The sequence below is a fragment of the Halorussus aquaticus genome, from assembly GCF_024218795.1.
Classification (GTDB): domain Archaea; phylum Halobacteriota; class Halobacteria; order Halobacteriales; family Haladaptataceae; genus Halorussus; species Halorussus aquaticus.
In genome coordinates this window covers 2,704,850-2,717,297 of sequence record NZ_CP100400.1, presented here as the reverse complement: position 1 = coordinate 2,717,297, position 12,448 = coordinate 2,704,850, and the positions used below count along the sequence as shown (strand labels likewise).

Genomic DNA, 12,448 nt, shown 5'->3' with positions numbered 1-12,448 from the left:
GCTACCGGTTGTACGAACGTTCAAATTTAAGACTGCGCGTGCCCTTCTCGAAACCGATGAGCCAGCAAGTCTCTCCCGAGGTACTTCGGTCGGCGCTTCAGTCGCTGGCCGCGCGTCTCGGGAAGACCCCCACCGTCGTCGACATGCACGAGGAGGGTGAGTTCTCGCCGGAGCGGTATCAGGAGGTCTTCGGGGGATGGAACGAGGCGTTGGAGGACGCCGGACTCGACCCCGAGGAGATGGGGAGCAAGCGTATCCCCGACCGGGAACTGCTGGCCGAACTCCAGCGACTGTACACCGAACTGGGCACGCCGCCGACCCAGCGCGACATGACCGAGCGCGGCGAGTACTCCAATCGGACCTACCAACTCCGATTCGGCAGTTGGTCGAACGCGCTACAGGAGGCGATGCTCGACACCAACGACGGTCTCTCGGAGGCCGAACTCCTCCGAGAGATAGAACGCCTCGCCGACCAACTCGGGCGCGCACCCAAGGCCGCGGAGATGGACGAGCGCGGCGAGTACGCCCCCGTGACCTACCACCGTCGCTTCGGGTCGTGGCGACAGGCGCTCACGGAGGCCGACCTCGACGGCGACCGACGGTACGTCTCGGAAGACGACCTGCTCGCGGCCCTCCGCGAACTCGCCGACGAACTCGGCGAACCGCCCACGACCAAAGACGTGCGCGAACACGGGTCGTACTCGCTACGGACGTACTACGACCGGTTCGACTCCTTCTCCGCCGCGCGTGACCGTGCGTTCGACGGCTAGCGAATGTGACTCGCCGAAGAGCGTTCGACGAGTGTTTCACCCCGAGAACTCGCTGTAGGAGATGGCCCCTTGCTCGACGATGGCCTGCTCGGCGGGCACGTCGGCGTCCGGCGGGTCGCCCTCCACGTCGCCGGGTTCGCCGCAGACGATACGCGCGACCATCCCGAGCGTCTTGTGCGGGATACAGAAGTAGTCGTACGTCCCCGTCACCTCGAAGGTGTGGCTGAACGTCGCGCCTTGGTCGGTCAGGATTTCGCTGTTCCACGGTTCGGCGTCCCCGGGAATTCGGGTTACCTCGGCCGAGTCGAGACTGCTCGCGTAGGCCGTCGAGGAGTGCGACCCCGCCTCGTTGACCCACTCGACCGTAGTGCCGGGTTCGACGAACAGGCCGATGGGGTCGAAGAAGTAGTCGCTGTCCTGCGTGACCATACGAATCTGTTCGGTTCCGCCCCCCTCGTCTTCCGTACCCCCGTCGCCACCGGCGCGCGTCTCCGTCGCGCCATCCCCGGTCGGAGCGTTACACCCTGCGAGTCCGCCCACCCCGACGGCGCTCACCGCGCTCAAGAACGTTCGCCGTCTCATGGTCCTCGATACGGTTCCGAGGCGGAATAACCGCACGGCCGACCACCCAACGGCTTTTCCGGGTCAGAATCGTACCGAACGCCGTGGCCGAGCAGACCAGACGCGACGCGAGCGAGACGGCCGAGACGGAGGACGAAAGGGAACGCCGAACCGGCGGTGTCTCGAACTGGCTCCTCGTCGAGGGAGACCGTCGGGTCGTCGCGGGCGGTATCCTCGCGGCCGTCCTGCTGGCGCTGGTCGCGCTCTTCTGGTCATTCGGGTTCGCCGCCGTCCGCTCGTCGAGCCCCATCTACTTCCTGTTCAGTTCGCTCGTAACGGGGGACCTGACACTGGTCACTGTCGTCCTCTCCATCAACCAACTCGTCCTCTCGCGGGAACTCGGCGCGCCGGGGAACCTGAGCGAGCGCGTTCAGGGTGCGGTAGACTACCGGACGAACGTGGAGGACGCGGCGTCGGTCGCGGTCAGTCCGAACTCGCCCGCGCGGTTCCTGCGCTTCCTCCACGACGAAATCGAGTCCCGGACGCAGCGAATCGAGACGATGGCGGGCGACGTGAGCGACGAGTCACTGCGCGGGCGCATCGCCGACCTCACGTCCTCGCTGTACGACGACGTGGCTCTCGTCAATCGGACGCTCGAATCGAGCAAGGGCGTGTTCAGTGCGCTTTCGGCGACGATAGCGACCAACCACGCGAGCCAGCTCCGGCGGATAGCACAGATTCGTGCAGAGTGCGACGACTCGCTGTCGGAGGACCTCGGCGACGCTCTCGACGAACTCGAAACGCAACTGCTCCAGATAGACGTGGCGCGGACGTACTTCGAGACGGTGTACGTCCAGAAGGAACTCGCCTACCTCTCGCGCGTCATGCTCTACGTCGGCCTTCCGGCAATCGTCGTCGACGGTCTCGCGCTCGTGTTCTACAACGCGCTCGGCCCGGCGGCGGTTCCGGCGCTCGTCGTCTACGCCGTCGTGGCCGTCGGGTTCACCGTCGGATTCGCGCCGCTGGCGATTCTGTTCGCGTTCGTCCTCCGACTCGCGTGGGTGGCCCAGCGGACCGCGACCGTCGCGCCGTTCACGCCGGGCCAGTATCGGCCCTGACGACGCCACTCATCGGATTTCGATGGAGACGGCACCGCGCTCGCGGTCGGCGCGTTCGACCAGTCGGTCGATTCGGTCGTCCATCTCGGGGTGGGTCGAGAGCAGTCGCGTCAGCGCCCCCTCCTCGTCGCCGCTGACGTAGAGGGGCGACGCCATCTCCCAGCGAGGCTTCGTCGCGCGCTGAATCTTCCGGAGCGCGCGGGCGAGCGAGAGCGGGTCGCCGGTGACCTCGGCCGCGCGTTCGTCGGCCGCGAACTCGCGTCTGCGCGAGTGGGCGAGCAGGGCCAGCGTGAGCGCGAGGAACCCGACCATCACGACCCGTCCGACCCGTTGGCGGAGCGCCGCGACCGGCGCGAGCGCGTCGGTCGGTGGCCGCCCCCGAATCCAGTCGAAGGCGCGGCGCAGGCCCGTTCCGACCACGACGAAGGGGAGCGCGAGCACGACGACGACCCAGACGAGCGACTGCCCGGCGCTGTAGCCGAGCGTCTGGACGAGGCTGTCGCGCCTCTCGAGGTGCGCGAGTTCGTGGGCCAGCAGTCCCTCGATTTCGTCGGCGGTCAACAGGTGGAACAGCGACCGGTCGAGGATGACCGCGCCGCCCCGGACCCCGGCCAGCGCCATCGCGTTGGGCGCGCCGATGCGACCGACCAGCAGGCGGGGTCGGCCCGCGTCCATCCGCTCGGCGAGTCTGTCGAGTCTGTCGTGGACCGCCGGTGCCCGACTCCTCGGGAGGTCGGTCGCTTCGACCTGCGAGAGGAGTCGGAGCGTCCCGAACCGATAACTGAGGAGACTCAGCAGGATTGCGAGTCCGGTGGTCCAGAGGACGACCTCCAGCAGGTCCGCGCGCGCCAACCAGACCGCGGCCAGCAGTCTGTAGCCGAGGTACGCGGCGCTCGCGTAGACGGCGAGCAGGGCGACGCCGACGACGACCATCAAGGCGCGGAGACCGACTCGGCGCATGGGCGGGAGTTAGGTCGGCAGGCGCAAGGAGATGACGGTCTCTACGGCGTGCGGTGACTGACAGAAGGCAAAGCTATTGTATCGTGGTCGCCCGTATTTCGATATAATGGCTACTGAGCAGCGCGAACGAGGGTTCGACCATACCACGGTCGAACCGAAGTGGCAGCGAGAGTGGGACGAGGCGGACGTGTTCCGCATCGAGGACTCGGCCGAGGACCCCGAGTACGTCCTCGCCATGTTCCCCTACACGTCCGGGAACCTCCACATGGGCCACGTCCGGAACTACACCATCACCGACGCCTACGCCCGCTTCGAGCGACTCCGCGGCGAGAACGTCCTCCACCCGATGGGGTGGGACTCGTTCGGTCTCCCCGCCGAGAACGCCGCCGAGGAGCGCGACACCAACCCGCGCGACTGGACGATGAAGTGCATCGAATCGATGAAGGAGCAACTGCAGGCGATGGGCTTCGGCTACGACTGGGAGCGCGAGGTCACGACCTGCGACCCCGACTACTACAAGTGGAACCAGTGGCTGTTCAAGCGGTTCCGCGACGAGGACCTGCTGGAGCGCCAGAGCGCCGAACTCAACTGGTGCCCCTCGTGTGAGACCGTCCTCGCCGACGAGCAGGTCGAGGGCGAGGCGGAACTCTGCTGGCGGTGCGACACGCCCATCGAACAGCGCGAGATGGACCAGTGGTTCTTCACCATCACCGACTACGCCGACGAACTGCTGGCGGCGCTTGACGACCTCGACGGGTGGCCCGCCAACGTCCGGGAGATGCAGCGCAACTGGATCGGCCGCCAAGAGGGCGACAGCGTGGCGTTCGAGATTCCGGGCCACGGCGAGGTGGACATCTTCACGACGCGACTCGACACGATTCACGGCGCGACGTTCTTCTCGCTCGCGCCCGGTCACCCCGTCGCTCGGGAAATCGCCGAAGACAACGAGGAGGTCGCCGAGTACATCCACGAGGCCGAACACGCCGACGAGGACGACCTCGACGTGACCTCCGGCGTGTTCACCGGCGAGTACGCGGTCAACCCCGCCACCGGCGAGGAGATTCCCGTCTACGTCGCCGACTACGTGCTGACCGACGTGGGCACGGGCGCGCTGTACGCGGTGCCCGCCCACGACGAACGGGACCACGAGTTCGCCGAGGCCCACGACGTCCCCATCCAACAGGTCGTGGAACCGGCCCCGGACGCCGACACGGACCCCGAGGACGTGGACGTACAGGAGGAGGCCTACACCCCCGACGGCGTGCTGGTCAACAGCGGCGAGTTCGACGGCCTGACCAGCGAGGAGGCACGCGAGCGGTTCGTCGAGGAGTTCGACGGCGAACACCGCACCGAGTACAACCTCCGGGACTGGGGCATCTCGCGCCAGCGCTACTGGGGCACCCCCATCCCGATGATTCGCTGTGACGACTGCGGCTACGTCCCGGTGCCCGACGAGGACCTGCCCGTCGAACTGCCCGAGTTCGTCCACACCACGGGCAACCCGCTGGACGCCGCCGAGGAGTGGAAGCACGTGGAGTGTCCCGACTGCGGCGGCGACGCCGTGCGTGAGACCGACACGATGGACACGTTCGTGGACTCGTCGTGGTACTTCCTGCGCTACGTCTCGCCGGACCTCGACGACGCCCCCTTCGACGCCGACCGAGCGAGCGACTGGATGCCCGTGGACCAGTACGTCGGCGGCATCGAACACGCCGTGATGCACCTGCTGTACGCCAGATTCTTCACGAAGGTGCTGGACGACATCGACCTGCTGGACGGCGTGCGCGAACCGTTCACCGACCTGACCAATCAGGGCATGGTGCTGGGCGAGGACGGCAACAAGATGTCCAAGAGCAAGGGCAACGGCGTCTCGCCCGAGCGCATCATCGACGAGTACGGCGCGGACACCGCCCGCCTGTTCATCATGGAGGCCGCCCAACCCGAGAAGGAGTTCGCGTGGAGTCCCAAGGGCGTCCAGTCGGCCCACAGGTTCCTCCAGAACGTCTACACGCTGGCCGACGAGTTCGCCGACGGCGAGGTTGCGGCCGCAGACGACTCCGCGGCCGACGGACCCGCGAGCGGCGAGTCCGCCGAGGCCGTCGCGGAGTACGTCGCCCGTGAAATCGACGCGACGGTCGCCGCCGCGACCGACGAGTTCGAGGCGTTCCGGTTCAACCACGCGCTACAGGCCGTCCGCGAGATGGTCTCGCTGCTGCGTCGCTACCGGGAGTACACCGTCCCGGACGAGGACACCTTCGAGCGCGGACTGGTGGCGGCGGTGAAGATTCTCGCGCCGGTCGCGCCCCACGTCGCCGAGGAGGTCTGGGACCGACTGGGCCGTGAGGGACTCGTCGCCGAGGCCGAGTGGCCCGCCGCGGACGCGCCCGAGAACTACGACGTGGAGCGCCGCCTCGTGGAGAACACCCGCGAGGACGTGCGCGACATCGTCGAGACCGTCGGTATCGAAGACCCCGAGACCATCATGCTGGCCGTCGCGCCCGAGTGGAAGCACCGCGCTCACGACATCGCCGCGAACGCCGACGGGAACGTGGTCGGCACCGTGATGGGCGACGAACAGTTGCGCCAGCAGGGCGAGGACGCCGCCGACTTCGCCAAGGACCTCGCCGCCCAGTCCGAGGCGCTGGACGAGCAACTCCCGCCCGAGCGCGAACGCGCCGCCCTCGAACGCGCCGCGTGGCTCCTCGAACGCGAGTTCGGGGCCGACGTGGTCGTGCGGAGCGCCGACGAGGCCGACCCGGACCTCGCGGGCAAGGCCGAACCCGGCCGCCCCGCCATCGACATCGCGGAGTAGTCCGGACCGAAGCGCGGCGACACCGCCGACGCTGACATCTTCCTTCGGACGTTCCGGTACGGGCTTTCAGAGCCGTTCTTCTGAGCGTTCGACGCGGACACCAGTCCTTTTCCCGCGGTACCACCTTCGTATGGTATGGCGTTCTCCTCAGTCGTTCCGATAGCGCAGGGCTTGTCTTCGACTCCGCTCACGGTCGATATGCTCGCGGTCTTCGCTCTCATTCTTCTCGCGCTCGTGCTGTTTGCGACCGAATGGCTCCCGATAGACGTCACCGCTATCCTGATAATGGTCCTGCTGATGGTCCTCGAACCGTGGACGCGAATCTCCCCGCAGGAGGGTATCTCCGGGTTCGCCAGTCCCGCGACCATCACCGTCTTGGCGATGCTCATACTGAGTACGGGAATCAACCGGACCGGCATCGTCCAGTTACTCGGCCGCAAGATGGCCGCGTTCGCCGGGACCGACCGCCGCAAGCAACTCGCCGCGACCATCGGCGTCACCGGACCGGTGTCGGGATTCATCAACAACACGCCGGTCGTCGCCATTCTGGTCCCCGTCATCACGGACCTCGCGCACGAGGGCGAGACGTCACCGTCGAAGCTACTCATGCCGCTGTCGTTCGCCTCGATGCTCGGCGGGACGCTGACACTCATCGGTACCTCGACGAACATCCTCGCCAGCGACATCGCGGCCCAACTCGGGGCCGAGACGCCGGGTCTCGACCTGTTCGCGTTCGGGATGTTCGAGTTCACCAAACTCGGCGTCGTCGTCTTCGCGGTCGGCGCTCTCTATCTCATGACGGTCGGCGTCTGGCTGATTCCCGAGCGAATCCCGGCGGACGACGACCTCGTCGAGGAGTACGCCCTCCAGGAGTACCTCGCCGACGTCGTCGTGCCCGCGGACTCCTCGCTGATCGGTCAGACCGTCGAGGAAGCGCTGGGAGACGACGACCTCGACATCGACGCCCTCCAGTTGGTTCGGGACGGGGAACGCTTCGACGAACCGCTCGCCCGCAAGGAGATTCAGGACGACGACACGCTCCGACTCAGGACGAATCGGGGGACGCTCGAACGCATCGTGGACGCGGAGGGACTCACGTTCGCGGGCGGGCCTCGGACGGAGGACGACCTCCATCCGGACGAGGAGGACCCCGTCCTCGTCGAAGTCGTCATCCCGTCGGGGTCGTTCCTCGTCGGCGAGACGCTCGCCAGTTCGACCTTCCGACAGCGCTACGACGCGAACGTCCTCGCCTTCCGGAGTCGCGGTGACGTCGTCCGGGACCGGTTCGAGGACATCTCGGTTCGCGTCGGCGACACGCTCCTCGTGCAGGCACCGCCCGACAGCCTCCAGCGACTGGTTCAGAACGAGGACTTCATCGTCGCCCACGAGTTCGACGAGACCACCTACCGGAGCGAGAAGATTCCGTTCGCGGTCGCTATCATCGCCGGGGTCGTCGCACTCCCGGCGCTGAACGTCCTCCCCATCGTCGTCTCGGCGCTGGCGGGCGTGGTCGCGATGGTCTTCACCGGCGTTCTCGAACCGACCGAACTCTACTCGTCTGTCGAGTGGAACGTGATATTCCTCCTCGCCGGAGTCATTCCGCTCGGCATCGCGCTCCAGCAGACCGGGGCGGCCGGGGTTCTCGGGAATCTGGTCGCCTCCACCTCGACGCTCCTGCCGCCCATCGGCGTCCTCTGGGTGTTCTACCTCGCCACCGGCCTGCTCACGAGCGTCATCAGCAACAACGCGAGCGTCGTGTTGATGATTCCGGTGGCCGCCAGCACCGCCCAGTCCATCGGTGCGAACGCGTTCGCGTTCGTCCTCGCCGTCACGTTCGCGGCCTCGACCGCGTTCATGACGCCCGTGGGCTATCAGACGAATCTGTTCGTCTACGGCCCCGGCGGCTACCGGTTCTCGGACTTCCTCCGCGTCGGTGCGCCGCTGCAGTTCCTGCTGTCTATCGTCACCGTCCTCGGCATCGCGTTCTTCTGGGGTCTCAGCCCGTAACTCGTCTCGTCTGTTTCGACGCTGGAGGTTCCTGCCACACCCGCGACTCCGACCGCACCTGCTAATCGGTGACGGAAGGTTCGGCGAGGTCACTCGTCCGGACCGACGGGGCGTTCGAGAACGTCCCGTCCACAGGGTTATCCGACTACGGAGCGTATGTCCGGGAATGGCAGACGATACCGAGCGCGACGCCACGGAACTGGAGCGGGGGAACGAATCGGAACCGGTCGAGGTGGCGGACCTCGCCGACGTCGAGGCGGACCTCGAATCGCTGGAGTTCCCGGCGACGGGGACCGAGGTCGTGGACGCACTCGGCGACCGCGAAATCGAGTCGGTCGAGGGGACGTACGCCGTCGAGGAACTGATACCGAAGGTGGACAGAGAGCGATTCGACTCCCCCGGTGCGGTCCGAGTACAGATACACCGGCCGACGGTCGCCGCGGCCATGAAGAAGGTCGTGGAGGCCAACGAGACGCTCCCGAACGCGGAGTTCAGATGGTCACAGCGCAAGGCCTTCGAGAAGACGTTCGAGGCACTCAAAGCCATCGACGCCGACGACGACGACGAGGGGATACAGGTCGTCAGCGACTGGATAGTCGAGCAGATTACCGAGAAGGAGAAGCTCCCGGGGTCCCGAGGGGTCCGCCGGAGAGCGGCGAAGTTCTGCCGGTCGAACGGGTATCAGGTCCGCAACGACGAGTGGCTCGGCATTTAGACCGCCGACAGACCAACGGTCGGGAGTGGTAACCGCGCTCCGTTCTCCGGAACCGCTCCCACCGGCCGGGTCCGAACGACCGGCCAGCGATACGCGGAGGCCGAACCTTCTTTGTCTCCGCCTCCGACGCCACCGTCATGGACCAACCCACGGCGACCCAGCGGTGCGAGCGCGTCCTCGACGCCGTCAGCGCCGCCGTCATCGCCGACGAGGAGTTCCTCGAAACCGTCCTCACCGGCATCTTGGCTCGCGGGCACGTCCTGCTCGAAGACGTGCCGGGCACCGGCAAGACCCTGACCGCGCGGAGTTTCGCCGACGCGCTGGGGCTCTCGTTCTCGCGCATCCAGTTCACCCCCGACCTGCTCCCCGCCGACATCACGGGGTCGAACGTCTACAACGAGGGCACCGGCGAGTTCGAGTTCTCGCCCGGCCCGGTGTTCGCCAACGTCGTGCTGGCCGACGAGATAAACCGCGCGCCGCCGAAGACGCAGGCCGCCCTGCTGGAAGCCATGGGCGAGGGGCAGGTCACGGTGGACGGGACGACCCACGACCTCCCGACGCCGTTCTTCGTCCTCGCCACGCAGAACCCCGTTGAGCAGGAGGGCACCTTCGGACTCCCCGAGGCCCAGCGCGACCGCTTCATCGTCAAGACCGCCATGGGCTACCCCGACTTCGGGGGCGAGCGCGAACTCGTGGACCGACGCGCCGACCGGACCGCCAAGGCTCCGAGCGTCGAGTCGGTCGTGCAGGGCCGGGAGGTGGCGGCCATCCAGCGCGTCCTCGAATCGGTCCGGGTGGACACCAAACTGCGCGACTACGTCGTCGCGCTCGGTCGGGCGACAAGAGCGGACGACCGCGTCGACGTCGGCGTCTCGCCGCGGGGCATCCAGCGCCTCTTCGAGGCCGCTCGCGCACGGGCCGTCATCTCGGGCCGCGAGTACGTGGTCCCGGACGACGTGAAGCGCGTCGTCGAACCGACGTTCGCTCACCGACTCGTGCTGACCGACGAGGCGACGGTCCGAGGTGCCGACCGGAGCGGCGTCGTCGCGGACGTGCTGGACCGGGTGGACGTGCCCGCCGTGAAGTCGTCCTCCACGTCGGCGTAGCCGCCTCCCTCTCGGTCCGCGTCAGACTCCTCGAATCGGGGCAGTCGCGCTCATAATCGCTCGCCCGAACGTCATCGGGGGCGTTCCCGACCGGCGGAAATCGCCGGAGGAGATTTTCTCCCCCGACGCGACGCTCGACCATGGTCGAGAAGGCGCGACGCGCGAAGGTCGAGGAGTCGCGGCCGGACGCCGACCCCGCGTGGGAGATTCTGGCCCGCGACGAGGCGGACGACCCGCCCCGGTACGTGGGCACCGTCCGGGCGGCGGACGCCGAGGCCGCCCACGAGGAGGCGACGCGACTGTTCTGCTGGTACGCCCACGAGGTGTGGGTCTGTCCGGCCAGGGAGATTCGGAAGTTCTCGGCGGACGCCGAGGAGGAGACGGAGTTGGCGGTCCCGGAGTCGGGGACTGAGGGCCGAACACACGAACTGTAACGGGACTCGGGAGCGTTCTTGCGCGCCGCGAAAAGCGCCGGATAGACGCCGACTCAGGAGTTTCCGCGACGCCGCCCGAGGAAGTCGTCCAGAATCTCGAACGCGCGAATCTTCTGCTGGATGTCGGAGGAGCCGTGACCCTCCTCGCCGAGTTCCACGTACTCGTAGTCGCCGGTCTCGCCTTCCTCGTACCCGAGTTCGTCGAGGGCGTCCCGAAAGATTCTGGCCTGCGAGACCGGGACGCGCCGGTCGTTGACCCCGTGGAGGAGCAACAGCGGTGCCGCCAGATTCTCGGCGTGGGTGACGGGACTCCGCTCCTCGTAGAGTCGGGGGTTCTCCTCGGGCGTGCCCAGATACTTCTCCATCAGTTCCGTCCGGTAGTGGGGCATCGTGTTCTCGTACATGTCTTCGAGGTCGGTCACGCCGATCCACGCGACGCCCGCGTCGTACAGCGACGGGTACTGGACCATCTGCCAGTAGGCGGAGTAACCGCCGTACGACCCGCCGAACACGGCGACGGTGTCGTCGTCTATCCAGTCGCGCGTGTCGAGGACGTGTTCGGCCGCCCGCGCGACGTCGGCCTGTTCGGCCCCGCCCCAGTCGTCGTACAGTTCCTCGCGGAACTCCCGGCCCCGTCCCGCCGACCCGCGGTAGTTGACCCGCAGGACGCTGTAGCCCCGCGAGACCAGAAACTGCGTGAACAGGCCGAACTCCCGCTTGTCCTGCACCGGCGGCCCGCCGTGGGGGGCGACGATAAGCGGTGACGGTCGCTCGCCGGAGTCGTACAGCAGCGCCTCGATGTCGAGTTCCGTCGATGGCTCCAGTTCGACCGCCTCGGCGGGCGCGTCGGCGACGCCGTTCGACGCGAACGTGAAGAACTCCGCGTCGGCGAACGTCTCGGGGTCGATACTGCCGTAGTCGGCCTCGACCAGCGTCTCGTACTCGTCGGTCGAGAGGTCGTACAGCAGGAGTTCTGGTCGGGTCGTCGGCGTGGTGTGGACGACGAGTACCCGGTCGTCGCCGAGGGCGGCCGACCCGTGGGCCGGGTACGACGCGACGCCCTCGGGGAGGTCGAGTCTCCGGACGGTTCCGGAGTCGGTGTCGTAGACCAGTGCGACGTCCGAGGCGTCTCGGGTGCGAGTCGCGAGGAAGCGACTCCCGTCGGGGAGGAACTGGACCGGTTGCTCCTGATACCTCCCGTCGCCGTACCACGTCACCTCGTCGCTGCGCAGGTCGTACACGCCCGCTCTGGTCAGGTCTTCGGTCGTGTCGGCGACCAGCAGGCGGTCGCCCTCGGGACCCCAGTCCACGGGATGGGCCTCCGCGCCCTCCGCGCCGACGTGGAGGTTCCGCGGGTCGGACCCGTCTACGTTCGCGACGTAGACGTCCTGATTCCGGAAGTCGTCCGACTCGTTGGTCGCGTAGGCGACGCTCTCGCAGTCCGGTGAGAGCAGTCCCGCCCCGACCGCCCGGTCGTAGTCCGTAATCTTCCTCGTCTCGCCGCTCGGCAGGTCGTGGACGTAGAGGTTCATCTGCCCGTCGGCCGCCGACCCGACCAGCAGCGTCTCCCCGTCCGCGCCCACGTCGTTGAGCGTGCTCTGTCCGTCCGTCTCGACCACGGCCTCGGTTTCGCCGTCGGGGTCGATGGCGTGGACGTCGTTCTGCTCGTTCCCGTCCTCGTCCTCGTGGTAGAACACGCGCTCGCCGTCCGCGGCCCACCGGACCCACCAGCGGGCGTTTCGCGGAACCTCGCCGTCGCTCCACGTCGTCCGGTCGCCGGTCTCGGCGTCGAGGACGTGGAGTTCGTTCCGGCCTGTCTCGTCGTAGTACAGCGCGACTCGGTCGCCGTCCGGCGACGCGGTGGGATGGGCGAGCGTCGGGAGACTCGCTAACTCTTTCAGGAAGTCGTCCGTCATGTACGAAATCAGAGCACTCCCGAGATGGTAAACGTTTGCAGAAGCGGAT

The 12,448-nt window shown here is 67.4% G+C and carries 10 protein-coding genes; 7 read left to right on the top strand and 3 right to left on the bottom strand.

All coding sequences use genetic code 11. The features are described from left to right. The first annotated feature begins 56 nt into the window (after window positions 1–56). The gene (locus tag NGM06_RS13955; protein WP_254267548.1) at window positions 57–770 is read left to right on the top strand and encodes a homing endonuclease associated repeat-containing protein; all 714 of its coding nucleotides are present in this window, start codon (window positions 57–59) and stop codon (window positions 768–770) included. Window positions 771–806: 36 nt separating this feature from the next. On the opposite strand, the gene NGM06_RS13950 is transcribed toward NGM06_RS13955, so the two are convergent. Then, the gene (locus NGM06_RS13950; protein ID WP_254267547.1) at window positions 807–1,352 is read right to left on the bottom strand and encodes a plastocyanin/azurin family copper-binding protein; all 546 of its coding nucleotides are present in this window, start codon (window positions 1,350–1,352) and stop codon (window positions 807–809) included. 83 nt (window positions 1,353–1,435) lie between these two features. Between NGM06_RS13950 and NGM06_RS13945 the strand changes: the two genes are divergently transcribed. Beyond that, window positions 1,436–2,449 carry a DUF7972 family membrane protein gene (locus tag NGM06_RS13945; RefSeq protein ID WP_254267546.1) on the top strand — a complete coding sequence of 338 codons (1,014 nt, stop codon included), beginning with the start codon at window positions 1,436–1,438 and terminating at the stop codon, window positions 2,447–2,449. Window positions 2,450–2,458: 9 nt separating this feature from the next. Here NGM06_RS13945 and NGM06_RS13940 read toward each other — a convergent pair whose 3' ends face one another. After that, entirely contained in the window at window positions 2,459–3,409 is a 951-nt protein-coding gene (locus NGM06_RS13940) for a M48 family metallopeptidase (protein WP_254267545.1), read from the bottom strand. A 106-nt stretch (window positions 3,410–3,515) separates the two neighbouring features. On the opposite strand from NGM06_RS13940, the gene leuS reads away from it, so the two are divergent. The 5 genes from leuS to NGM06_RS13915 all read left to right on the top strand — a co-directional run bounded on the left by leuS (window position 3,516) and on the right by NGM06_RS13915 (window position 10,483). After that, window positions 3,516–6,221, top strand: coding sequence for a leucine--tRNA ligase (gene leuS / locus NGM06_RS13935; RefSeq protein WP_254267544.1), 2,706 nt, complete (start codon window positions 3,516–3,518; stop codon window positions 6,219–6,221). Window positions 6,222–6,419: 198 nt separating this feature from the next. Further along, the gene (locus NGM06_RS13930) at window positions 6,420–8,228 is read left to right on the top strand and encodes an SLC13 family permease (RefSeq protein ID WP_254270036.1); all 1,809 of its coding nucleotides are present in this window, start codon (window positions 6,420–6,422) and stop codon (window positions 8,226–8,228) included. A 166-nt stretch (window positions 8,229–8,394) separates the two neighbouring features. Next, on the top strand, window positions 8,395–8,943 hold the full coding sequence (locus NGM06_RS13925; protein ID WP_254267543.1) for a DUF5789 family protein: 549 nt from the start codon (window positions 8,395–8,397) through the stop codon (window positions 8,941–8,943). Window positions 8,944–9,080: 137 nt separating this feature from the next. Beyond that, window positions 9,081–10,049: an AAA family ATPase gene (locus tag NGM06_RS13920; protein WP_254267542.1), complete on the top strand. Its 969-nt coding sequence runs from the start codon at window positions 9,081–9,083 to the stop codon at window positions 10,047–10,049. A gap of 140 nt (window positions 10,050–10,189) precedes the next feature. After that, window positions 10,190–10,483: an Htur_1727 family rSAM-partnered candidate RiPP gene (locus tag NGM06_RS13915; RefSeq protein WP_254267541.1), complete on the top strand. Its 294-nt coding sequence runs from the start codon at window positions 10,190–10,192 to the stop codon at window positions 10,481–10,483. A gap of 53 nt (window positions 10,484–10,536) precedes the next feature. On the opposite strand, the gene NGM06_RS13910 is transcribed toward NGM06_RS13915, so the two are convergent. Then, window positions 10,537–12,399 (bottom strand): S9 family peptidase, encoded by a 1,863-nt coding sequence (locus NGM06_RS13910; protein ID WP_254267540.1) that lies wholly within the window; start codon window positions 12,397–12,399, stop codon window positions 10,537–10,539. Between the last annotated feature and the right edge of the window lie 49 nt (window positions 12,400–12,448).

Bases quoted from the DNA above. Each gene is read 5' to 3' on its own strand.
- NGM06_RS13910 (WP_254267540.1), bottom strand. From the start codon at position 12,399: ATGACGGACGACTTCCTGAAAGAGTTAGCGAGTCTCCCGACGCTCGCC.
- NGM06_RS13950 (WP_254267547.1), bottom strand. From the start codon at position 1,352: ATGAGACGGCGAACGTTCTTGAGCGCGGTGAGCGCCGTCGGGGTGGGC.
- NGM06_RS13915 (WP_254267541.1), top strand. From the start codon at position 10,190: ATGGTCGAGAAGGCGCGACGCGCGAAGGTCGAGGAGTCGCGGCCGGAC.
- NGM06_RS13955 (WP_254267548.1), top strand. From the start codon at position 57: ATGAGCCAGCAAGTCTCTCCCGAGGTACTTCGGTCGGCGCTTCAGTCG.
- NGM06_RS13940 (WP_254267545.1), bottom strand. From the start codon at position 3,409: ATGCGCCGAGTCGGTCTCCGCGCCTTGATGGTCGTCGTCGGCGTCGCC.
- NGM06_RS13930 (WP_254270036.1), top strand. From the start codon at position 6,420: ATGCTCGCGGTCTTCGCTCTCATTCTTCTCGCGCTCGTGCTGTTTGCG.
- NGM06_RS13920 (WP_254267542.1), top strand. From the start codon at position 9,081: ATGGACCAACCCACGGCGACCCAGCGGTGCGAGCGCGTCCTCGACGCC.
- leuS (WP_254267544.1), top strand. From the start codon at position 3,516: ATGGCTACTGAGCAGCGCGAACGAGGGTTCGACCATACCACGGTCGAA.
- NGM06_RS13925 (WP_254267543.1), top strand. From the start codon at position 8,395: ATGGCAGACGATACCGAGCGCGACGCCACGGAACTGGAGCGGGGGAAC.